The sequence below is a fragment of the Bacillus sp. iso_77 genome (assembly GCF_056173625.1).
The window spans coordinates 659837-683472 of the sequence record NZ_CM149683.1 but is presented as its reverse complement, the minus strand read 5'-3'; the positions used below and the strand labels follow the sequence as shown (position 1 = coordinate 683472).

The window sequence follows — 23636 nt, the reverse complement described above, 5'->3', positions numbered from 1 at the left end:
TTCAGAAAATTTTTTCTTTTTTTAATTGAGTAAGCGCTTACATATAGACGCTTATCACGCATAGACGTATTTTTTTGTCTGATGAGGATGTTTAAGAAGGTTGATCACTTGGGAATACTCTGATAGGTTAAGTAACCATAGCAGTGAGCAGACAGTTCAATAGGCTGTTCTTTGTATATTTTGATTGAGGTGATGTCAAATTAATACGAAAAAGGTGATATGGAAACATGAGTATTGAGATTGTAATTTCTCTATCTATTTATTTTATTGGAATGCTTGCTATTGGCTGGTATGCATTCAGAAAAACAAATGACTTGAATGATTATATGTTAGGCGGACGCGGGTTAGGTCCTTATGTAACGGCTCTATCTGCTGGTGCAGCTGATATGAGTGGGTGGATGCTGATGGGGCTTCCAGGCGCTATGTATACAACCGGTCTTTCATCTGGATGGCTTGCTGTTGGTTTAATTAGTGGGGCTTACTTAAACTATCTATTCCTAGCGCCACGATTGAGATCGTATACAGAAGTTGCTGATGATGCGATTACCATTCCAGACTTTTTTGACAAACGATTTAAAGACTCATCTACTTTATTGAAAGCTGTCTCAGCTGTCATCATTATGATTTTCTTTACGCTTTACACCTCATCAGGTATGGTATCAGGCGGACGCTTATTTGAATCAGCGTTTGGTGCTCATTATATGTTTGGTTTAATCTTAACTTCTAGTATCGTGATTTTGTACACACTATTCGGCGGCTTTTTGGCAGTTAGTTTAACTGATTTTGTTCAAGGAGCTATTATGTTTTTAGCATTAGTGCTCGTGCCGATCGTTGCCTTTACTCAATTAGGTGGACCTGTTGCCACATTCAATGATATTCAACAGATTGACCCTAAATTGCTTGATATTTTTAGAGGAACGAGCGTCATTGGCATTATTTCCTTCCTCGCTTGGGGACTCGGTTACTTTGGACAGCCGCACATTATTGTTCGCTTTATGGCGATTACGACTGTAAAAGATTTAAAGCCAGCACGTCGTATCGGTATGAGCTGGATGATTGTGTCTGTCATTGGTTCACTATCTGTCGGTTTAGTCGGTGTCGCTTATGTTCATGAAACAAGCACCACTTTGGCAGACCCAGAAACCATCTTTATTGTGTTTTCTAAAGTGTTATTCCATCCATATATTACTGGATTTTTACTTTCTGCCATTTTAGCTGCAATTATGAGTTCAATTTCTTCTCAGCTGCTTGTCACTGCAAGTGCGATGACAGAGGATTTATACCGTACATTCTTTAGAAGAAAAGCCTCTGACAAAGAACTTGTGATGATTGGACGTATCTCTGTACTAGTCGTAGCGATTGTTGCCATTTGTCTCTCTCTAAACCCAAGTGATACCATTCTTGACCTTGTCGGTTATGCTTGGGCTGGGTTTGGATCTTCATTCGGTCCAGTCATCTTGTTATGTCTATACTGGAAACGAATGAATCATCATGGCGCTTTAGCCGGAATGATTGTTGGGGCTGTTGTCGTTCTCGTTTGGATTTCAACAGGCTTAAACAACACGACTGGATTGTACGAAATGGTTCCTGGATTTATTTTAAGTGGTTTGACTGCTATTATTGTCAGCCTCTTAACAAATAAACCGTCTAAAGCTTCTAAAAAGCTATTTAGCAAAATGGAAGACCATCTCGAAGAAGAAACAAAATAACTAGACATGAGGAGTCATCTGCATTATGCGGATGACTCTCTTTATTTTTAAATAAAATGCTTTTCTTTCTCCCGTTTCTGAATAAAATAGAAGTTGTGCAGCCATATGGACTGTGAGAAGATCATATACATGATGTGAAACGTACATGAAGTGAAAGGAGCGATACGCATGTTTTGGACAATTGAATGGGATACGGTCTTAAAATTAGCCGTTGCCACCTTAATCGGTTTGATCATCGGTCTTGAACGCGAACTTAAGAAAAAGCCGCTTGGGCTGAAAACGTGTATTGTCATTGCTGTCAGCTCCTGCGTATTAACCATCATCAGCATTGATGCAGCCTACAATTTCCCTCGAGTCTCTAAGCTTCAAATGGACCCACTCAGGTTACCGGCGCAAATTATATCTGGTGTTGGTTTTATTGGAGCAGGTGTGATTCTTCGCAAAAGCAATGACGTCATCTCAGGACTTACGACATCTGCGATGATTTGGGGAGCAGCAGGACTTGGGGTTGCAACAGGTGCAGGTTTTTATAAAGAAGCCTTCCTCAGTCTTTTCTTTATTCTTGTCAGTGTGGAATTTTTACCTTGGCTCTTCCAGCGGATTGGACCCATTCGCTTACAGGAAAAAGAAATCCGCATCAGAATGTCACTTTCTGATCGAAACCGTATGACAGAGATTTTAAAAGAAATGAAAGCACTCAATATTCGTATTCATTCTGTACGTATTGATGATTTAAAGGAAAAAGACTATCCGATCATGGAAGTACGTGTTCGCGTACATAAAGACCGCTATACAACCGATGTGTACTTTGATATTAAAGATTTAGAAGGCGTTGTTGGTGTGAAGTGTGATACGGTTTAGGATAAAAAGCCCCTTGCTATGTGAAACAGCAAGGGGCTTTCTATTTATGTTGTTAGCTGATGAAAGTCAAAAGGCGTAATTGGGGTTTTGTCCTCAATCTCCTTTCGAAAACGCGCCAGCATGGCACTTTCGTCAGCGCTTAGTGTTCGGAGATCAAATGCTTGATGTAAAAGCCCATAAATAAGCATATGACGCAGCATAAGGAAATCTGGTATTGTCGCCAGCCATGCGTCATCAAGCTCATTCTCCTGTCGATAGCCTTTGAGAAAATGGCTCATAAATTCACCCGTAAATTCAGCTTTATCCTCATACGGAATCACCGGATACCAAAGAACGTTGTATAGCAAAATGCTTATATCATTGATAAACCAGTGATACCCACAATCATCAAAATCAAATGCAATGATTTCTCCCTGATGATAATGGAAGTTCCCGTGATGTAAATCCGCATGCACCAGTCCATAGACATCCTTGGATATTCGGAGCTGGTGAAGCTTTTGCATCAGTTCATCTTTTCTCTGCAACACAACCGTTTGATCAGAAGGAATATACGTTTCAAGCTTTAATTGCTCCTCCTCATACCACTCTTGACGCTTATAGCGAGGATCTTTCACTTGATATTGTTTAGTCGTTTGATGCATACGCCCAGTATAGGCTCCTAACGCTTGAAACAACTGTCCATTCCAATCTGCTTCGGTCACTTTTCTGCCGGGCGCCTTTTCGTACACTCTCAGCAAAAAAGCGCCTCCTGCTTGATCGGGAATCGCTTCAACATCTTTTCCTCTTGCGGATAAAACCGGTTTAGCTACTGAGATTCCATGTTGAGATAAATACCGAATCCAGTCCATTTCTCCTAGAATATATGTGCGGGAGCGGCGAATGGTATGGGTAATTTTCAATATATAACTCGACCCTTTTTCATCCGTATATTCATACACATAATTTTCTGCATCGGCTAGAAATGTGACCTGTTCTGGCTGAAAATGATAGAGTAGAGCCGCTTTCTTTAAGACCATTTGTTCATCGTATCGTGCTTTTACTTCTTTATGCATGCTGATTCTCCTTTTATCGTCTTTTTACTTATACATGACGGTAATCAGCATTTATACGAGCATCAACATACCTGCCTTTCCTTTTGGTTTCTTCACATACTTTGACAAAAATTGAAAAACTCCTCTAATTAGAAATAAAAAACCGCCAAAAGGCGGTTTTCAGATGGTTGACAAAGGGCTAAAATGAACTTGATTTTAGCCCTTTGTCTTCTTTTCAGCGTGATAGAAAACCTTTGAAGTCTAGGAAGGACGAGTACTGGTGCGGAGCGAATTTCACATTCGTGAGCACCAGCACGCAGGACTGACAAAGAATGCGAGGGTTTGTCTACACGCTAAAAACCGCCAAAAGGCGGTTTTTATTTAGTCATATATATGGACCGTTGGTTCTTTGTCTTCAGCATTTTTTGTGATGAGGGCTTCTTGCTGATCAGAAGAGGTGATGTTTATTTCTATATTGGTGCTCTTATAGTAATCCATGACTTCACCTGTTAAGTATTGCGTGAATGCCACGACTTCTGTTTTTCCGTAGAATTGCATTGGAATTTCTACTTTCATTTTTTGCAAGTTCCCGTTTTTATAGAAACCTTTGCCTACCACACCTGTGTAATTCGGGAAGTAGTCTTCTACCTTTGTCTTGAAGCGGTCAAATCGCTCTGAATCATCTTTGTAGCTGCTCTTGGCATTATCTGAAGGGAAGAAGACATTCTCTTCTTTAATCGTATCCCAACTACCAATATCAGCTGATCCTGCTTTTACATCGGTTTTAGCGATGAAGTTTCCTGGAACAATAGATGATTTTGGTGCTTGTTTATAAAGAGCAATCATGACTGGGACTTTTTGCAGTCCGTCCATTTGACGAAGGCGTTTAATGACTTGTTCCGCAATTTTTTCGCCCTCTGCTAAAAGTTTCTTTGAATTCTTCGATGAATCGATGGTCACCTCTTGCTGAGGATCCCCGATATTTTCGCGATAATAATAGACAGAGTTAAGCGCAAGACCGATGACAACCCCGCCAAGCTGTAAGCTATTTTTATCTTTTCTGATTAAGTAATTATGTTCTAGCATGGAAGCTAAGTAGATTGGACTATTTTCATTTTTTGACTTTGTTGAACCTGAGTTTGGAAGAGCAGGGTTTAAACCTAAGTTCTTAAAGTCTTTGTCTTCTTTTTCAGCCTTTTTCAGATCACTGCCTGTTTTTTTGCGGGCAAGCCAGCTGAGAACAGTATCTTCATCTAAATGCTGTCCTTCTTGGAACAGATAGTCGTTTGTATTGAATGATTCTGTTGCCAGGCGCATGAGTCCTGTTTCAAATTCATCAATGTCTAAGCGTGTATTGAGACGCTCTGCTGTTAGTCCTCTTGCCGCTCCTTGTTTAAACGGCAGCACCATTTTGTAATAGGAATCAGAGATGTTGTACATTGGGATGATCGCTGTTTCTTTCGTTTCATCCGTTTTTTGTGTGACCTCTTCCTCATCCTTTCCCCCAAAAGGTGCACACGCTGACAATACCAGTGTGAGCATTGTCAGCAGCAATAGCAACTTTTTCAATAGAAAACACTCCTCTTATTTCTTTAGCTCCTCGAGCATTTTGGCTTCGTCCCAAATTTCAATATTGAGTTCTTCTGCCTTTGTCAGCTTACTTCCAGCTGCTTCGCCGGCAATGACTAAGTCTGTTTTTTTACTTACGCTACCGGCTAACTTGCCGCCTAATGCTTCGATCGCTGCCTTTGCATCATTACGAGACATTTCTTCTAATTTCCCCGTCAGCACAATCGTTTTTCCTGCAAAGTAGGAATCACTTTCTTCTACTTTCACCGGTTTTGGCCCAGTGTAGGTCATATTGACCCCAAGTTCTTTTAGTTCATTTAGCAGATCTAGTATTTCTTCTTTCTCAAAGTACGTGACAACTGCATCGGCCATTTTTTCACCAATTTCATCTACTTCAAGTAATTGTTCTTTCGTTGCTTGTTTTAACTGATCGATATCCTCAAAGTGCATGGCCAACGTCTTCGCTGCTTTAGAACCAATAAATCGAATACCAAGTCCAAATAATAAACGTTCAAGAGAGTTTTCTTTCGATTGCTCGATCGAACGCAGTAAATTATCGACTGATTTTTCGCCCATTCGTTCTAGCTGAATCAACTCTTCTTTTGTTAAACGGTAAAGGTCTGATACACGAGAGACAAGCTGTTCTTTGAAAAGTTGTGTAATGACTCGCTCGCCTAGCCCATCAATATTCATCGCATTACGAGACACAAAGTGAATGAGTCCTTCACGTATTTGAGCGGGGCATTGTGGATTGATGCACCGCAGCGCCACTTCTCCTTCAATTCTGACCAGCTCACTATGACACTCTGGACATTCAGTCGGCATGTGAAACGGCTTTTCTTCTCCTGTTCGCTGATCAACAAGGACCCCTGCAACCTCTGGGATAATATCGCCCGCTTTTTTGACAATCACTTGATCAAAAAGGCGGATATCCTTCTCTTTGATCAAATCTTCATTATGAAGAGAAGCACGTTGCACTGTCGTCCCTGCCACTTTTACAGGCTCAAGAATCGCTGTTGGGGTGATGACGCCAGTACGCCCCACACTTAGTTCAATATCAATCAGCTTCGTCACGACTTCTTCAGCCGGAAATTTGTACGCAACAGCCCAGCGTGGACTTTTTGCTGTGAAGCCTAGTTCTTCTTGCTGAGCCAGTGAATTGACTTTAATAACAATGCCATCGATTTCGTATGAGAAATCAGCACGCTTTGTTTTCAGTGTTTCAATGAGGTCGATCACTTCTTCAATGGTTTGGCACATCCGTCTTTCTTTGTTCGTTTTAAAGCCAAGCTCATCGAGAAGATCAAGTCCTGCGCTTTGCGTTTCAACACCAATTTCATCAAGCTCCGCTATACTGTAGACGAAGATATCAAGGTTTCGTTTCGCTGCAATTTTCGTATCGAGCTGACGAAGTGAGCCAGCAGCCGCATTACGCGGGTTCGCAAACGGCTCTTCTTCGTTTTGTAATCTTTTTTCGTTAAGGGCTTCAAAAGAAGGTTTTGGCATAAATGCCTCGCCTCTCACTTCAATCGACAGAGGCCGATTGATTTTGAGCGGGATGGAACGAATGGTTTTGAGGTTCTCGGTAATATCCTCACCTGTTGTCCCATCACCCCGCGTGGCACCCCGGACAAACACGCCATTTTCATAACGGAGAGAAACAGCGAGTCCGTCAATTTTCAGCTCGACATTGTAAGCGACGTCGTCACCGACTGCCTGACGAACCCGGCGGTCAAAATCAAGAAGGTCCTGTTCATGAAACGCATTGCCGAGACTGAGCATCGGTGTACCGTGACGTACTTTTTGGAAGGCGTCTAAAACAGCACCTCCTACTCTTTGCGAGGGTGAATCCGCTGCTTTTAAATCAGGGTATTCTTCCTCCAGAGAGATCAGCTCACGCATCCGCGCATCATATTCAGCGTCAGGAACACTTGGACGATCCAGTGTGTGATATTCGTAGTTGTATTGATTCAAAATCTGGTGTAGTTCCTCGATCCGGCGTTTCGCTGCTTCTTTATCCATCTGCTTCTTCCTTTCACTTCATCCGTTTTGTCAGTCCTATCAGTTTATTGCTTTTCGATTGGCGCAAATGCGGCAAGGAGACGCTTAATGCCTGTAGGGCTTGGGAAGGCAATATCAAGCTCTGTACTATCCCCACTACCTTTTACACTCACAACCGTGCCAACGCCCCATTTTTTATGAGCGGCTTTATCACCGACAGCCCAGCCAATGCTGCCGCCGCCTGTGTTTTGAATGGTTTGCGTTTGGGGACGTGAGACAGGCCCTCGTCTTTGCGGTCTTTCTCTCGTTTGGCCAAACGGTGTTTTCGTTTCTTTTTTCTCATTTAGGTTGTCCAATAAATCAGCTGGTATTTCTCTGATAAATCGTGATTCCAGATTCATGTTCGTCCGGCCGAATAACGTTCTCATCTTCGCACTTGATAAATAAAGCTCTTCTTCGGCCCGAGTGATCCCTACATAAGCAAGACGGCGCTCTTCTTCCATCTCGGCATCTTCCATTAGTGAACGGCTGTGCGGGAAGACGCCTTCTTCCATTCCCATTAAGAACACAACAGGGAATTCAAGTCCTTTTGCTGCGTGAAGCGTCATTAAAATGACCGCATCCTGATCTTCTTCCTCAGCCTCATCCAGCTTATCAATGTCTGCGACAAGGGCGAGGTCTGTCAGAAAGGTGACAAGTGATTTATCTTCATTTTGTTCTTCAAAGTTTTTAGTGACCGATAGAAACTCGTCAATATTTTCTAAACGGCTTTGTGCTTCAATCGTTTTTTCGATCTTCAGTGCTTCACGATAGCCTGTTTTCTCTAGGATCTCTTCCGTTAATTCTGTGACAGATAAATAATCCTGCATATTTGTCATTTGATCAATGAGCTGTTTGAACTCATCAAGTGCATTGGCTGCTCTTGCACTGAGTCCAATGAAATCCACCTGACCAAGTGCTTCAAACATAGAGAGATCATTCATTTCTGCGTATGCGGCAATTTTATCAACAGAAGTCGCCCCAATTCCACGCTTTGGTACGTTGACAATGCGCGCAAAACTAATGTCGTCATCTGGATTTGACACAAGGCGTAAGTAAGCCAAAATGTCCTTGATCTCTTTTCTGTCATAGAACTTCGTGCCGCCGACGATGTTGTATTGAATGTTCGCCTTCATTAACGTTTCCTCTATGACACGTGACTGGGCATTCGTTCGATAGAGAATCGCAAAATCAGATAATTTACGCTTGCCGCTCTGATGGAGCTGACGAATCTTGCCAGCGACAAATTGACCTTCACCGAATTCATTATCTGCGCGGTAATAGGCAATCTTCGCTCCTTCGTCATTTTCTGTCCAAAGGTTTTTTGGCTTACGGTTTGAATTGTTTTGAATGACCGTGTTTGCGGCATTCAGAATACGTTTAGTTGATCTGTAATTTTGCTCAAGCAAAATCACTTCACTGGACGGATAATCTTTTTCAAAGGAAAGAATGTTTGTAATATCCGCTCCACGCCAGCGATAGATAGACTGATCCGAGTCACCGACCACACATATATTTTGAAAACGCTGAGCGAGCAATTTCACAAGCATGTACTGCGCTCTGTTTGTATCCTGATACTCATCGACATGAATGTATTGGAATTTTCGCTGATAGTGTTCTAATACTTCAGGGATCCGCTCAAACAGACGAATCGTCATCATAATAAGATCATCAAAATCGAGTGATTGGTTTTTGAGTAATCGTTTTTGATAATCTGTGTAGACGTCGCTGACGACTTGATCGTAAAAGTCACCGGCTGTTTTTGCGTATTCCTCTGCGTCAATGAGTTCGTTTTTTGCACTACTGATCGACCCTAAAATACTGCGCGGATCAAACTTTTTAGGATCGATATTTCGTTCTTTTAAAATGTTTTTAATGACTGAAAGCTGGTCAGATGTGTCTAATATAGAAAAGTTGCGATTCACACCAATACGGTCAATATCGCGTCGTAAAATGCGCACACACATGCTGTGGAACGTAGAGATCCAAATGTCATCCGCACCAGGCCCTAAAATGGCTTGTACACGCTCACGCATTTCTCTTGCTGCTTTATTTGTAAAGGTAATCGCTAAAATATTCCACGGTGCCACATGCTTTTCTGCCATTAAATACGCAATTCGATGCGTGAGCACTCGTGTTTTTCCACTACCTGCTCCTGCCATCAGTAGCAGCGGCCCATCTGTTGCTTTGACCGCTTCTTTCTGCGCGTCATTCAGCCCTTCTAATAGATGATTCGATATTTCATTCATTTCATTCACCGCCAATTCGAACTTATGTTCTATTTTAACCCGTTTCGTCTTGTTTGACTATGATGACTTTTTCACTGCGTCGACTGTCTTTAACGCTTCTTTAAAATTGTCATAAATGACGTTTCCCACTACGACAACGTCTGCGTGCTGTGCAAAGTCTTTCGCCTGCTCTTCGCTTTCAATACCGCCGCCATAAAATAGAACCGTTTCATGTAGCACTGCTTTGGTTTCTTTCACAAGCTCTATATCTCCAAGCGTCCCGCTGTATTCTAAATAAAAGATGGGCAGTTTCATCAAGTGCTCTGCTACTCTCGCATATGCCCTTACGTCATCTATATCGAGTGCCGTATTGGCCTCTGTCAGCTTAGCCGCTTTACACTCTTCGTTTAAGATGACATATCCTTCCGGCACAATCTCTTCCATTGACATCAAATCACCGTATTCCTTCATCGCATCCTTATGCAGACCAACAATCCAATCAGGATGAGCGCTGTTTAACACAGTGGGGATAAAATACAGGTCAAAGCCAGGCACAATCATCTCATGTGTCGAGATTTCAAGGACACATGGCACAAGAAAGCGGCGCACCTTTGACATCAGTTGCAGCACGTTGTCTTCTGTCACGTTGTCACTGCCGCCAATTAAAATGGCATCCGTACCGGATTCACAAATCGCTTCAAGTTGTTCATCGGAAATCTCTTTATTTGGATCGAGTTTAAAGACATGCTTCCACTCGGTAACATCATACATGAAAAACGTTCCTCCATTCGTTTCATTCCATTTAAATATTATAACAAAATCAGACACCGCAAAAAATGGGTAACCTCCTTCAGCTAAAAGTTTCATTCTTTTGAAAATAGTCGATTTTCACTTTAGGCGAGGTGAATGGAGACTATATGAAAAGCTCCACTTCAAGAGGAGCTGAAGGAGATCAATAGATGCGTGCTGAACTGAAATGAGAGCTACTTCATCTCATCACATGATATTATACATGAAAGGAACATTTTACTATCGACCAAGCAGGTGAATGATTTGAAAAGAACCATCACATATGATCAAACGATCGACATCGGATACATCTATCTCATCCCGCCTCGAATCGGGACAATCAAAGAAACCATTGAATTAGACGTGAATGAATGTGTGAACGTAGACATCGACAAAGAGGGCCGAGTGGCTGGGCTGGAGTTATTTGCAGAAGAAGCCAAGGTGTTGAAGCACACACCCGTTTATGAGGACGAGCTTTCGTTACGTTTTACGGATCAGGAAGTTCTCTCAACCTATCATTTATCGGGCATTGAATTTCTTTTCTCGACGCCTGATCACGAAGGGTTGATCGGTTTTACGATTGTCGATCCTCTTCGATATCACATCAAAAAAAAGACAAGAAAAAACCGTTTTGAATGGTCAAAACGGTTTTTCTAAACTATTGTCTCACTTCATTAAAATAATGAACAGATGTCATGGCCCCTTCATCGACCATCTTATTGTCTTGAATATCTAACGGATCAGGGTGACCAGCTTTTTCAGGAACCTTTTCATCTGATCGGAACATGCTTGCCCATTTTTTGAGATGCTGTTTATTTTTCACTGCTAATAACACTGCACCACCAACCCCTAATCCTGCAAGTACATACGCATTCGGACGCTTATTCATGTATGTTCCCTCCCCTTATGATCTTATTTGTAAGTTACCCCGCCTTTTCATTTCTAAACGTCACAATCTGTTGAAGTGGTTTCTCTTTCAATGAAAAGTGGAATAACAACAGTAATGATAGAGAAAAGAGGGGATTTTCGTGACAACAACTTTCATTGTCATTGGCGCATTATTAGTGATTTTTTTCATCATACCAATCATTTTATTCATCTGGATTTGGATGCGAGATGAAAAACAGGAAGAGCATTCTGTCCTACGAAATTATCCGGTCATTGGAAAGCTACGGTTTATTTTTGAAAAAATAGGACCTGAGCTTCGTCAATATCTGTTTCTAAATGATCGAGAGGAGCTTCCTTTCTCAAGAAGAGAATACGAGCAAGCTGTCATGTCTGGGAAGTACAAAAGCCGGACAATGGGCTTTGGATCAAAACGTGATTTTGACAAGCCTGGTTACTATATTCGCAACGTCCTATTTCCAAAGCAGCGAGATGAGTTACGCATCGATCAATCTGAAAAAATCCAAACAAAAGTGTATCAGATCGATCAAGACAATTTACTGAGAAGAAGTGAACATACCAAAGAGGTCGAAGCAAAACCTCATTATCTCCATCAAGACGATGTACAAGTGATAGGCGAGCACACATGTCAAAAGCCTTTCCGTGTAAAAGGCCTGATTGGTCAGTCAGCCATGAGCTACGGATCTTTAGGCGACAGGGCCATTACAGCATTATCCTCAGGATTAAAGATGGCTGGCGGTACGTGGATGAACACAGGTGAAGGCGGGCTTTCTCCCTATCACCTCAAAGGCGGAGCTGATATTATATGCCAGATTGGGCCTGGTCTATTTGGCGTGAGAACAGAGGATGGCGCTTTTTCCTTTGAAGAGTTTAAGAAAAAAAGCGAGCACGAGGAAGTCAAAGCCTTTGAGCTGAAACTGGCTCAAGGAGCTAAAACACGCGGCGGACATATTGACGGTGAAAAGGTCACCGAAGAAATTGCAAGCATCCGTAAATTGCCGCCCCACCAATCCATTGACAGTCCAAATCGATTTGAGATGTTCCATTCCATTCCTGATATGTTTGATTTCATTGAACAGTTGCGAAGTATAGGCGGAAAGCCTGTCGGCATCAAGCTTGTGGTCGGACATAAAGAAAACATTGAGGAACTTGCAGCGTACATGAAAAAAAGCGGAAAGCATCCTGATTTCATTACAGTGGATGGCGGAGAAGGCGGCACTGGTGCATCCTTTCATGAATTGGCAGATGCCGCAGGGCTGCCGATTTTCACGGCACTCCCAATGGTTCATCAAATATTGAAAGAATACGGTGTCAGAGATCAGGTAAAACTCTTTGCTTCTGGCAAACTTCTCTCACCTGATAAAATTGCGATTGCCCTTTCCATGGGTGCTGACTTTGTCAATATCGCACGGGGCTTGATGTTTTCAGTCGGATGCATTCGCGCACAAGTGTGCCATACGAATAAATGCCCAGTCGGCGTCGCCACAACTGATCCAAAGCTGCAAAAGGGTTTATCCATTGAAGAAAAGAAATACCGAGTCTGTAATTATATCCTGTCCCTTAGAGAAGGTTTGTTTAATTTATGCGCAGCAGCTGGAATCGAATCACCTATTCATTTTAACGAAAAACATATTATTTTTAGACAAGAAAACGGCCAGACAAGTGAAGTCCCTATGTTCTCAGGCACAGAGCAGTCTGTCTAGCTTAAAAAGGTGCGTTTCCGCACCTTTTTTCGTTGACATTCTTGCTCAATCACGTATAAAGAACTTAATAGATCTTTGATAAGGAGAAAGAGTATGCGTGAAAAAAAGGTCCGCGGTATGAAACGAAAGACTCAACAGATCATAAAAGAAATAACCGCAAATACGCAGTCGTTTCCGGAGAATGTTTCTGACTACTGGCACCTGCCTCTACCAGCGGCTTATGATTTTATGACTTCCAACAGAACACCGAAAAAGATCAAACGTCTATGCATTCAAACTCTATTGAATAGAGCTGAGCATCTCATTGATTTGAAACCAAACGACGGGGACATATATCGTGTCGTGGTCGCAGTCGATCTGCCTGGATTATGGCATTCACAAATCATTGTGTTTAAAGGGGATTCTTATGTGAAAGATTTCTTCAACAGACAAGATGAGTATCAGACATGGCTTCCCCTTTCTGATCAGAGAAATATTCAAAAAGAATGGGATTTATCTGTTGCGCAAAATATGCGAACCATCGGTTTTAAGGAAGTGATCACTGATGACGATGAAGTGTCCTATGAAGGTGAACGATGGTTTATGGGAGAACTTGATGATATCAAATAGAGCCATTTCAACTGAAATGGCTCTATTTGTTCAACTTCAAAACGACAAATCATAAAGAATGTCTGCAGTGAAAGCTGCTTTATTTTGTTTCGTCCGTTGCTTGTTGCTCTGCTACACGGTCAAGTGCCATCGTGTAGGCATCATTTCCGTAGTTCAAGCAGCGTTTGACTCGTGAGATGGTTGCAGTGCTTGCACCTGTCTCCGTCTCAATTTTATGATACGTATTTCCCTCGCGAAGCATACGCGCTACTTCAAGACGCTGTGATAAAGATTGGATTTCATTGATGGTGCACAAATCATCAAAAAATCGATAACATTCTTCCAGGTCTTTAAGGGATAAGATGGAGTTGAATAGCTGATCTAAGCTTTTGCCCCTTAATTTATCAATTTGCATCTTTATACATCTTCTCCTTTACTATTGGCACACCGCTCCGCACTGACTTTTCCGAGAAAGCGGTATCTTTCCTGACTCATTTTTTTCAACCTCAGCAATGAGCTTTGAACGAATCATGACAGGTTTGGTTCTACGCTGAAAATGCCATCAGGTTCTTTCGTAAGCCGAAGCTTCTTTATCGTAAACAAATTCGACAAGTTTTGTCATATTCCTTGTGCGACAATCTGACAAACTTGTTTGTCTCCGATATCTAGAACACTTCTGCTCTGTTAAGTCTTTCCCTAAAAAACAGTATGTGGAGAAAGCTTGGCGAGACGACAAACCTGCGCCCCGCCTTGCTTAATTATTCAAAATATGTTGGTCGGCCAGCGTAACCGACAGATTCATTTTACAATTGGGCACTTCATTCGTCATGTCAAAGCCCTATGCTTTGTCACCATATCTAGCAGCGAAGAGATCTTTTGCTTACTCCTGCCCTATAACAGCGGTCAGAAATCTAGCAAATATGATACAGCTCCACTCTGTTATATTTTAACGCATTATAGACGGAAAGAGTACAGTTTTTTTCATGACATCAAATATTCCTCTTGGTGTCACTCGAATATACGGCAAGTGTGTGCTTTGGAAAAAGACAAGTGTATCAATCGGGCAGTCAAATGGATACCCTCGCTCAATGAGTAGCTCGCGTAACGTTTGCTCCTGCTGAAGAACCGTTTCAAACGGTTCAGCTGATGCACAGCCTGATAATTGCAGCGGGATTTCATGCAAAATCTTTCCGTTTTCTGTGAGCACAATTCCACCGCCAATTTCTTTCATTCGCTTATGAGCAAGCATCATATCATCTTTATTTTTCCCAATCACTAAAATGTCACCAGTGGTTGAAAATGAGCTGACAAACCCTTGCACCTTGTTTGCAAATCCTTTTAACATTGTGTTCACGCGCCACTCGCCTTTTCGATCAATCAGGCTGAAGAAGCTTTGATCATGGTCACAGGACAGCTGATTGACAGAGTTATCAATCTCCACTGTATAAGGCTCCATGATGACAGAATTTCGCATTTTGACACCAAGAGGCATTGAGAATTGCAAGTCACTCATTGTCAGGTCATAGCTTAAATCTAATGGTTCAAGCCCACCATTTTCCCATTTTGTCTCTTGGAATTGATGCTGGTTCTCCCCCTCTAATTTCAGGATTACCCCTTTAGAAATCACCGTTTCTGGATTTGGATTCATCGGATCATCTAAAATATTCAAAGAAGCCAATCGGCCAGGACCGACCACGCCTAATAAGTCATCAATTTGATAGTATTTCGCAATGTTAAAAGTCGCCATATTGTACGCATCAATAGTAGGCACGCCTTCTTCAAGGGCAATGGAAATGAGACGATTGATCATGCCTTCTTCATAAAAGTGAGGCGCTGATCCATCTGTTGTATAGAAAAAGTGATCGTAGTGCCTAAAGTCACGCTCATGCAATTCCCTTAAAATGTTCACTAAATCTGGGCGGATGGAAGAATGACGCAAGGACACATGATAACCTAGAGACAAGCGTTTGAGCACATCATCTGCATTCATTGCTTCATGATCACTGTCCGCTCCAAACAGCTTCATTTTTGTTAGCGTTTTCTCAGAAGCCCCAGGGAAATGCCCTTCAATTCGTTTTCTCTGCTTCTTCGTTTCTTGCATGCAATATAAAATGAGATCATCACCGTCCATTAATCTTGGCCAGCTCGTTAATTCGCCGCCTTGAAGGACGTCGGGATGATCAATCCATTCTTTCCGATAGTTAATAGGAAGCATCTCATCTTCATACCTGACCTCGGTTTGAAGATCGTATCTAGACCACCAGAAATACTGAAATGGCTGCTTTTTTAATTCACACAGAGTGGAAAGCGCTTTCTTTTCATTGCTTTGCAAAAGAAGAAATAAGTTATCGCTGACCATCGTTGTTGTGCCAAATTGAGACACATATTCTGCAAGTGATTGGGGATTATAAATATGGAACGGATGCGCGTGAGGTTCAATATACCCCGGCACAATGTATTTACCTTCACAATCAATCACACGTTTAGCTGATTTATTTTGAGGAAGCTCTGCTCCGACATAAACAATTCGATCATCATGTATCCAAATATTTGCCTTCACCCATTGCTTCAAAAACGGGTTTAGCACGAGTCCATTCGTTAAAAGGAGTGTTGGAACTATTTTTGAGTCGACTACATCGATTTGTGTGCGGATGTCATTGTTTCTCCAATTAAAAGTACGTTCGGACATTCACATACTCTCCTTCATTTGTATTAGCCCTATCGTAACATAACGAACCACGTTACGCATTAATGAAACGTTACAATTTCTTGAAATCACACTTAAAATAATTTAAAAAAGGAGAATCACTTGCAATGAAACCTAATCTTGGCTTAATGGAAGCGCTCATGAGAATTGCCTGCGGAATGACGATATGTACTGTAGCTGGATCCTTATATGCTCGAAAACCATGGAGTAAAATGCTGCTTTTTGGCATCATGCTCGGCGGATTAAAATTGGGCTCTGGTATTCTTCGTTTTTGTCCAGTGACCTATATGTGTGAACAGCAGAATACACATAAAGAGAAGGCTGAGTAGACAGCCTTCATCAGATTGTTGACAAAGGGCTAAAATGATTTTTATTATAGCCCGTTGTCTTCCTTTCAGCGTGACATGAAAACCTTTGAAGCCTAGGAAGGGCGAGCACCGGAGCGGAGCGAATGTTACATTCGTGAGCACCGGCGCACAGACCTGACAACGAATGCGAGGGTTTATCTGCACGCTGGAGAAGGCTGAGTAGACAGCCTTCTTTTTTTGTGTGTGAATCATTCCGCTGCTTCGCACCATTTGACCAACGTACCAGCAATGATTTCTGCTGCTTCAATCACATGTTTCATCTCAATGGATTCATTCGGGAAATGGGCAAGCTCTGTCGTTCCAGGTCCAAACACAATGATTGGGATATCCGCTGCTTGTGACAGTAATCCGCCGTCTGTCCCCCAAGGGGCGGCTTCCACTTTTGGCGGGTGCTGCATGACCTCTTCATATTGTTCCTTCAATAGACCTAAAAGCGGGTGATCAGAGTCGATTGACCCTGGAAGCCACCTAGCACCAAACCACTCCACTTCCACAGGATGTTCTTGAAACCAACCATCCTTTTCAGCGAGTCCAGTCATCCAATTTTCTAATTCCTTCTCTGCCTGCTCAACTGTCTCACCTGGCATCACACCAAGCCTGCCTTCCATTGTGACAAGATCTGCGACAGAGGACGGCCAATCACCGCCTTGAATTTTCCCAATGTTGATTGGAATTGGAATCGGGATATGCTGAAACAGCGGCTCCGTCACTCGCTGATTTCTTTCTTTTTCTAGTGCCGCTATATGAGAAAGGACCACCGTGCTCTTTTCAATAGCAGAAACACCGTGATACCTTGTTCCGCCATGAGCTGCCCTTCCTTTAATATGCAGCCTGAACCACTTTGATCCTTGCTGAAGCGGAAAAATGTTCATATGACTTGGCTCTGGAATGATGGCAGCATCCGCTGTGTACCCTTTCAATATCGCTGCAAGTGTGCCTGCTCCGCCGCTTTCCTCTTCGACGACACTATGAAACACCACATCTCCTTTCAGGGGAATCTGAAGCGCATGCAGTGCCTCAAGCGCAAAGAGTAAAGAAACGTTTCCACCTTTCATATCTGTTGCCCCGCGTCCATAAAGTCTCCCGTTTATGATATGCCCGCTGTAAGGCGGATATGTCCATTGATTCGTATCTCCTGCCGGAACCACATCTACGTGCCCGTTTAATAAAATCGATTTGCCGCCACCTTTCCCTTTCAATCGCCCAGCAACGTTGGGACTCCCTTGAAAAGATCGGCGCGGGGAATAAAAATAAGGATGCTCTAGTAATTCATCGTCGCCAATTTCCCAAACGTCTACATCAAAGCCAATGGCGGACAGTTTATTGGCCACGATCTGCTGCACATCTTCTTCATTTCCTTGGGTGCTGTCACATTGCACCATTTGCTGAAGAAGCGTAATGGCTTCATCCTGATGCTCTTTCATCCAGTTTCTAATACGTGTCATTGGCTGCAAGTCGTTCATCCTTTCTACACAACAGATTTGACATCAGGCGCTAAAATTAATGGCGCTTCAGTCGCCCTTATGACATCTTCCGGCTGAAATGGCGGCATGACTTCACGTAAAATGAGCAGCTGAGACTTGACCTCAATGACCGCCATATCCGTAATAATCAAATCGACACACGCTTTAGCGGTTAACGGCAATGTACAAGCCGATTTCACTTTAGATCGACCGTGTTTATCAAGATGGCTCATCACCACGACCACTTTTTTCGCTTTTTGCGCCAGCTCAATCGCTCCGCCCATACCCGGTACTCTTTTCCCCGGTACAATCCAATTGGCAAGATCCCCTTGGCTGCTTACTTCAAGTGCACCCAAAATCGTCATATCCAGCATGCCTTTTCGGATGATGCCAAAAGCAGTCGTACTGTCCATGTACGAGCCGCCCTTTGTCAACGTAATGGGAAAACCACCGGCATTGCACAAATTCGGATCTTCTCCCCCTTGCAAAGGCGAGGCTCCTGCCCCCATAATGCCGTTTTCTGCATGCAGCCACACCTCGTAATGTGATGGAATGTAATCTGCTGCTAGGGTCGGAATGCCGATCCCAAGATTCACAATCATGCCATCTTCAATTTCTTGTGCTGCTCTTTTAGCAATGCGGTGTCTTAAATCGATGTCTCCCATGCCCATGTCCAGTTCACTCCTTTTGATTGCACGATTTGATTCACAAATACGCCTGGCGTCACGATTTCTTCTGGATCGAGCTGCCCCGCTGCCACAATTTCTTCTGCCTCCGCAATGGTCCAGTCTCCTGCCATCGCCACAATCGGGTTTGTATTCCGTGCGCTTTTATCAAAAATCAGGTTTCCCACTTCATCTGCTTTGTAGGCATTGACGATGGCAATATCCGCTGTGAGCGCAGGCTCTAACATATAATTCTTCCCATTCAGTTGAACCAATTGTTTCTCATCGAGATTCAGGCTATCCATCCCAACATCTGTCACAATGCCCGCCAGCCCCATTCCGCCTGCTCTGATTTTTTCTGCAAGAATGCCCTGCGGATAAAAATGAACGTCTAATGTACCAGCCTGCATTTTCTGTCCTGCAATGGGATTTGAGCCGATATGGGAGGCGATGATTTTTTTCACTCTTCCTTCTGTGATGAGCCTGCCCACACCAATTTGCGGGAAACCTGCATCATTTCCGATCAATGTCAGATCTTGAATATTTGCTTCCAAAATGGCATCAATCAACGATGGTGGTGAACCCACGCCGCCAAATCCGCCAAACATGATGGTCATGCCATCTTTTAATCGCGTCATCACTTCATCCAAACCCACAGTTTTGTTCATGTTCGTTCCTCCTTACATAGCAGATGGGAAAAACCCTCGATTGATCACTTCTTGTTCGACTTGTGTGATGGTCTGCCCGAATAAATCAATGAGTTCATCCATTTCCTGCTGTGTGATGGAAAGCGGCGGTGCGATCATAACCGCTGCGCCTCCAACCCCATCCTCTCCAGCGCTTGCTGGATACACCAGCAGTCCATTTTGTTTTGCCGTTTCAACGACGAGATTGGTTATCTGAGCATGTGCAGGAAATGGCGTTTTGGATAAACGATCTGCGACAAACTCAATGCCAATAAGCAATCCCTTCCCTCTCACATCTCCTATGATGGAATGATTTACTTGCAGATCTTTTAAAGCATTCATAAGATATCGCCCAGAAAGGTCAGCCCGGTCGGGAAGCTGATGTTTTTTCATATATCGAATGACAGCTAATGAAACAGCTGCTGAAAGCGGATTGGCACTATATGTGTGCCCTGCCATGACAGAGCCGGAGCCGCTGATAATCGGTGCCATCACACGATCCGTTGAGACAACTGCTGCGATTGGAGAATAACCTGCGCTCATGCCCTTTCCGAGAACCATGATATCTGGTACCGTGCCCCAGTGTTCCATCGCAAACATTTTCCCAGTTCGTCCAAAGCCCGTCATGACTTCATCTGCGATCATTAAAATGTCGTTTTCTTCACAGACACGCTTCATCGCTTCGAAATATCCGTCTGGCGGCAGGAGCGCCGCTCCCGCTGCGCCAACAATCGGTTCAGCAATCAATGCGGCGATCCTCTCTTTTCCTATACGCTGGATGACGGTCTTAAATTCCTGGACATACCACTCGACCTGCTTGCTGTCTTCCTTTGGCAGCCATGACCGGTAGCTATAGGGCGGTGACAGCACTGGGTGCTTTTCAAGCAGTGGTTCAAAGCGCTCCCTCCTTGCAATATGACCTGACATTGACAGCGCCCCTAATGTAATGCCGTGGTAACTCATCCATCTTGAGATGATATGATTTTTTTCCGTCTTCCCCTGCTCCTGCCAATGCTGAATCGCCATTTTCATAGCAGTCTCCGTTGCCTCTGAACCGCTCCCTACAAAAAAAGACCAGTTCAGATCACCTGGGCAAATTGTACTCAATTCATACGCTAGTTCTTCCGCTGGTTCATTCGTAAATTGTGACCTGTACGTAAAGCTCACCTTTTTCGCTTGCTCCGTCATCGCATCAATAATCTCTTGTATGCCATGTCCAATACTTGCCGTGACTGCCCCTGATGAGCCATCTATATATTTTTTTCCGTCCCGATCATATAAATAAATCCCCTCTCCTCTCACAGCCACAGGATATTGCTGATTTAACATCGGTTTGATTAAGTAATCCCGGGTCTCCACTTTGTCATTCCTCCCTCTCTTGTCAGCAGCTGCACTTTTCTTTTTACATGAATCGCAAGAAAATTTTGTATACTTGGTATAAGATTAGCTTAATCAAGAGGGCAGTCATCCTCCATTCGCCATATGCCCGAATTTCACATGTGTTTTTTATACATGGTGTATAAGAGTGTTCAAAAGGAGGTCATGAGTCTATGGCGATTCTCGTCAAAGATGCACTCTCGCTCGATATGATGAAAGAAACCAAACTGCTTGCTGGAGAAAATGGACTGGATCGTCTTATCCAGTGGGTGACCATTGTGGAAATTATTGAGGACACGTCTAGACTTTCCGAAGGAGAATTACTTGTTACAACTGGATTTGGGCTGACAGAAAATAAAGAAAGACGCATCCGGCTTGAAAAATTAATTCAATCTCATCGTCTTTCAGCCATTGCCATTTATAAAGGAGTGTACTTAACGGAAATTCCCGCATCACTCATTGAAGCCGCCGAAAATAGCGGTATTCCGCTCATCGAGATTCCGCCCCATGTCAATTTTTCAGACATCACAAAAGCCGTTCTAGAACAAATCGTCAGCAGTCAGCTCCATCAGCTCAAATATTCTTCCGCGATTCATCAAAGACTGACCCATTTAAATGTGAGCAATAAAAATGTCACGCAAATTACAGATGAACTGGCACATCTCACAGCGGCAAATATCGTCGTACTGGATGTGTTTTTGCACCAAACAGCAGCTCATCTCGAAACAGACGAAGTGACCTATTCTCCTGCTTTTGGCTTTCTAACAGATGACGAACCGATAGAAACTTCTTCTCTGCTCAAGCAGGCAGAGGAAAAAGGCCGGCTCGTCTATGACACATATGGTGCGTTTGTTCTAGCTGCATGCCCTGTGATTGCAATGGGAGATATTTTCGGGTTCATTGTGGCGTTAAAGAAAAAAGAGACGTGGCACCATCTCGATGCCATCGCCATTGAGCATGCCGGTGCGGTGTATGCGATTGAATGGTTGAAACAAAAAGCCATTCAAGATACAGAAAACCAAATGCAGGGGCATTTATTGGATGATATGCTGCAACAGCAATACACAGAAGAAAGTTATGTCATCGAACAAGCAAGAAAGCTGCAATATGATATGAGCGAAGAACAAGTCGTCATCTACTTTCAATTTCAGCATCAGCACACACAGCTCGATCATCAAATGGTGCAGCGCCTATCCCAATTGCTCACATCCATTTTTGAACGCAGACAAATTCCCTTTTTATTAAAGGCAAGGCTTGATTCCATTTTCGTTCTGACACCCGCAGGGAAAAACACGTATCAAGAAACAAATTGGTATCGCGCATCAGAAGAATGCCGCAGTACTTGGTCTTATTTTTTCCCCGTCCATCCCATTGTGATTGGCATTGGAAGAGCCTACGACCAGATCAGTCTCTTTGCTAAAAGTGCAAAAGAAGCCCAGTATGCAGCAAGGCTTCTTCCTCTTTTGAAAACAGATGACAGCATCATTCATTATCAGAAGCTCGGTCTATATGGGATGCTGCTTGAAATGAACGAAGCCGGAATGAATTTGCATGACTTTTATGTGGAGCTGTTAAGCCCGCTGCTTTATACAAAAAAACAAGGGGCTGACCTCATTCATACACTCGAAGTGTATTTGGCACACAATGAAAATATTCAAAAGTCAGCGGGGGAATTGTTTATTCACCGGCATACGTTAAGCTACCGGTTGAAACAAATTGAAACGAGAACAGGCTGCAGCCTCAAATCCACTGATGATCGGATGAAGCTGCAGCTGAGTATCATGGCGTACCGCCTATCTGGTCTGCTTGATCAGATGAGAACCATTTCATGATTCATTTGGCGTTTTGACCCATAGATTCATATCTTCAATTTTGTCAAAAATATAGCAGTTGTTTTGAAAGCGTCCGGTGTATGTGTACCCGAGCTGATAAAATACTTGATTCATTCCATAGGACAGTGCACGGGCGAGAGAATAAAAGACATAAATGTGCATGGATTGAAGCTCTTGTTCGAGGGCTAGAATCAAATGATGCATGAATCCTAGTTTTCTGTATGTGGGAAGGGTTGCACAATCTGTTAATTCTGCATGACCATACGGCACATTGATTTCAGCGGATGCGGCACTTACAAGTTGACCGTCATGTTCAACAGCATAAAAAACCGTCCCTTCCTCCATTACCTTTCGGATGTAATCTAGCTCGTTCATTGGCGTGGGATACGTTTCAAAGACCGTATCATAGAGCGCTGCCAGCTTGTGCACATCCTCTGGACCGGCTTTCCTCATTACATACTCATCTTGCCACACGCCTTGGTCTTTTTTCATCGGCTTTTCTTGAATAGACGCAACGATTTCATCTTCCTTCAGCCAAAATGGGCTGTTCATTCGATCTTCGGTCAGAAAAAGCGACATGCCGTACGCATCACTTCCGAGAAAATAATGAGAAAACACGCCTTCAAGCCGAAAGCCTTTTGCTAAAAAAAGCGGCATATGCTCACGCCTTACTTTTACAATAACCTTAGACGCCTTGCAGTCCGCCGCTTCCTGAAGCACGGACTGAATCACATCCTGCACCCTGCCGCTATAGTCATCCAAACGAATTCGCTCGTTAAATGGATCCATACAGATCAAAGCAGAAAAACGCTCGTTTGCAAGTTTCTTCAATTGCACCATACACTCATTCCCCTCTTAGCTAATGAAAAACTTCCAAATTAAAAATGAAGAAATAGCAATGCCAGAAAAAATGGATAGGATCATATAACTAATGGCAAAGCTTTTTTTCAATTTATTCTGCTTAATGGCAGTCACCATGATGTTATTTATAGTTATGAGATATAAAACAAGCATGACATTTGCAAAGATGATAAATGCTTTGATTTCCATGTTGCCTCCCTAAATCTATTCGTGATCCCATACTACTTCTTCATCATCTGCCCGCATCCCTCCT

General features: G+C 43.1%; 21 protein-coding genes. 7 read left to right on the top strand and 14 right to left on the bottom strand.

Going from position 1 to position 23636, the window contains the following annotated elements:
- The first annotated feature begins 227 nt into the window (after positions 1–227).
- Positions 228–1709 carry a sodium/proline symporter PutP gene (gene putP, locus AC0VYC_RS03395; RefSeq protein ID WP_061418249.1) on the top strand — a complete coding sequence of 494 codons (1482 nt, stop codon included), beginning with the start codon at positions 228–230 and terminating at the stop codon, positions 1707–1709.
- Between the two features lie 168 nt (positions 1710–1877).
- Complete coding sequence (locus AC0VYC_RS03390; RefSeq protein ID WP_008344247.1) at positions 1878–2570, top strand: MgtC/SapB family protein; 693 nt, start codon at positions 1878–1880, stop codon at positions 2568–2570.
- A gap of 44 nt (positions 2571–2614) precedes the next feature.
- Here the strand turns inward: AC0VYC_RS03390 and AC0VYC_RS03385 are convergent, their stop codons facing one another.
- From AC0VYC_RS03385 to pcrB, 5 genes are all read right to left on the bottom strand, one after another.
- Positions 2615–3622: a phosphotransferase enzyme family protein gene (locus AC0VYC_RS03385; RefSeq protein WP_046527516.1), complete on the bottom strand. Its 1008-nt coding sequence runs from the start codon at positions 3620–3622 to the stop codon at positions 2615–2617.
- A 360-nt stretch (positions 3623–3982) separates the two neighbouring features.
- Positions 3983–5170: a CamS family sex pheromone protein gene (locus AC0VYC_RS03380; protein ID WP_008344253.1), complete on the bottom strand. Its 1188-nt coding sequence runs from the start codon at positions 5168–5170 to the stop codon at positions 3983–3985.
- Between the two features lie 15 nt (positions 5171–5185).
- Entirely contained in the window at positions 5186–7192 is a 2007-nt protein-coding gene (gene ligA, locus AC0VYC_RS03375) for an NAD-dependent DNA ligase LigA (protein ID WP_007496867.1), read from the bottom strand.
- Positions 7193–7236: 44 nt separating this feature from the next.
- Positions 7237–9459, bottom strand: a complete 2223-nt coding sequence (pcrA, locus tag AC0VYC_RS03370) for a DNA helicase PcrA (protein WP_039168527.1) — start codon at positions 9457–9459, stop codon at positions 7237–7239.
- Positions 9460–9516: 57 nt separating this feature from the next.
- Positions 9517–10209 (bottom strand): heptaprenylglyceryl phosphate synthase, encoded by a 693-nt coding sequence (gene pcrB / locus AC0VYC_RS03365; RefSeq protein WP_008344257.1) that lies wholly within the window; start codon positions 10207–10209, stop codon positions 9517–9519.
- 273 nt (positions 10210–10482) lie between these two features.
- Here pcrB and AC0VYC_RS03360 point away from each other — a divergent pair, with 273 nt between their 5' ends.
- Positions 10483–10884 carry a DUF2283 domain-containing protein gene (locus AC0VYC_RS03360; RefSeq protein WP_234833540.1) on the top strand — a complete coding sequence of 134 codons (402 nt, stop codon included), beginning with the start codon at positions 10483–10485 and terminating at the stop codon, positions 10882–10884.
- A gap of 1 nt (position 10885) precedes the next feature.
- On the opposite strand, the gene AC0VYC_RS03355 is transcribed toward AC0VYC_RS03360, so the two are convergent.
- Positions 10886–11116, bottom strand: a complete 231-nt coding sequence (locus tag AC0VYC_RS03355) for a hypothetical protein (protein ID WP_017366762.1) — start codon at positions 11114–11116, stop codon at positions 10886–10888.
- A gap of 139 nt (positions 11117–11255) precedes the next feature.
- Between AC0VYC_RS03355 and AC0VYC_RS03350 the strand changes: the two genes are divergently transcribed.
- The gene (locus tag AC0VYC_RS03350) at positions 11256–12836 is read left to right on the top strand and encodes an FMN-binding glutamate synthase family protein (RefSeq protein ID WP_458155639.1); all 1581 of its coding nucleotides are present in this window, start codon (positions 11256–11258) and stop codon (positions 12834–12836) included.
- A 93-nt stretch (positions 12837–12929) separates the two neighbouring features.
- Positions 12930–13445 carry a DUF3916 domain-containing protein gene (locus AC0VYC_RS03345; RefSeq protein ID WP_135009873.1) on the top strand — a complete coding sequence of 172 codons (516 nt, stop codon included), beginning with the start codon at positions 12930–12932 and terminating at the stop codon, positions 13443–13445.
- Between the two features lie 79 nt (positions 13446–13524).
- Here the strand turns inward: AC0VYC_RS03345 and AC0VYC_RS03340 are convergent, their stop codons facing one another.
- Positions 13525–13839, bottom strand: coding sequence for a YerC/YecD family TrpR-related protein (locus AC0VYC_RS03340; RefSeq protein WP_007496879.1), 315 nt, complete (start codon positions 13837–13839; stop codon positions 13525–13527).
- A gap of 531 nt (positions 13840–14370) precedes the next feature.
- Positions 14371–16113 carry an adenine deaminase C-terminal domain-containing protein gene (locus tag AC0VYC_RS03335; protein WP_041506659.1) on the bottom strand — a complete coding sequence of 581 codons (1743 nt, stop codon included), beginning with the start codon at positions 16111–16113 and terminating at the stop codon, positions 14371–14373.
- A gap of 125 nt (positions 16114–16238) precedes the next feature.
- Here AC0VYC_RS03335 and AC0VYC_RS03330 point away from each other — a divergent pair, with 125 nt between their 5' ends.
- Positions 16239–16460, top strand: coding sequence for a YgaP family membrane protein (locus AC0VYC_RS03330; protein ID WP_008344274.1), 222 nt, complete (start codon positions 16239–16241; stop codon positions 16458–16460).
- Positions 16461–16687: 227 nt separating this feature from the next.
- Here the strand turns inward: AC0VYC_RS03330 and AC0VYC_RS03325 are convergent, their stop codons facing one another.
- Genes AC0VYC_RS03325 through AC0VYC_RS03310 form a run of 4 tightly spaced genes read right to left on the bottom strand, consistent with a single transcriptional unit; the run spans position 16688 to position 20672 of the window.
- The gene (locus AC0VYC_RS03325; RefSeq protein WP_342473923.1) at positions 16688–17953 is read right to left on the bottom strand and encodes a peptidase; all 1266 of its coding nucleotides are present in this window, start codon (positions 17951–17953) and stop codon (positions 16688–16690) included.
- 14 nt (positions 17954–17967) lie between these two features.
- Positions 17968–18633, bottom strand: a complete 666-nt coding sequence (locus AC0VYC_RS03320; protein WP_268418063.1) for a 3-oxoacid CoA-transferase subunit B — start codon at positions 18631–18633, stop codon at positions 17968–17970.
- Positions 18609–19295: a CoA transferase subunit A gene (locus AC0VYC_RS03315; RefSeq protein WP_039168513.1), complete on the bottom strand. Its 687-nt coding sequence runs from the start codon at positions 19293–19295 to the stop codon at positions 18609–18611. Before AC0VYC_RS03315 ends, AC0VYC_RS03320 begins: the two co-directional genes overlap by 25 nt.
- A gap of 12 nt (positions 19296–19307) precedes the next feature.
- Entirely contained in the window at positions 19308–20672 is a 1365-nt protein-coding gene (locus tag AC0VYC_RS03310) for an aspartate aminotransferase family protein (RefSeq protein ID WP_243824958.1), read from the bottom strand.
- A gap of 191 nt (positions 20673–20863) precedes the next feature.
- Between AC0VYC_RS03310 and AC0VYC_RS03305 the strand changes: the two genes are divergently transcribed.
- The gene (locus tag AC0VYC_RS03305; RefSeq protein ID WP_046526923.1) at positions 20864–22522 is read left to right on the top strand and encodes a PucR family transcriptional regulator; all 1659 of its coding nucleotides are present in this window, start codon (positions 20864–20866) and stop codon (positions 22520–22522) included.
- On the opposite strand, the gene ablB is transcribed toward AC0VYC_RS03305, so the two are convergent.
- Together ablB and AC0VYC_RS03295 are read right to left on the bottom strand one after the other, a co-directional pair.
- Positions 22517–23362: a putative beta-lysine N-acetyltransferase gene (gene ablB, locus AC0VYC_RS03300; protein WP_475389426.1), complete on the bottom strand. Its 846-nt coding sequence runs from the start codon at positions 23360–23362 to the stop codon at positions 22517–22519. The genes AC0VYC_RS03305 and ablB overlap by 6 nt on opposite strands.
- A gap of 15 nt (positions 23363–23377) precedes the next feature.
- Entirely contained in the window at positions 23378–23572 is a 195-nt protein-coding gene (locus tag AC0VYC_RS03295; RefSeq protein WP_135009881.1) for a hypothetical protein, read from the bottom strand.
- Positions 23573–23636: the final 64 nt, after the last annotated feature.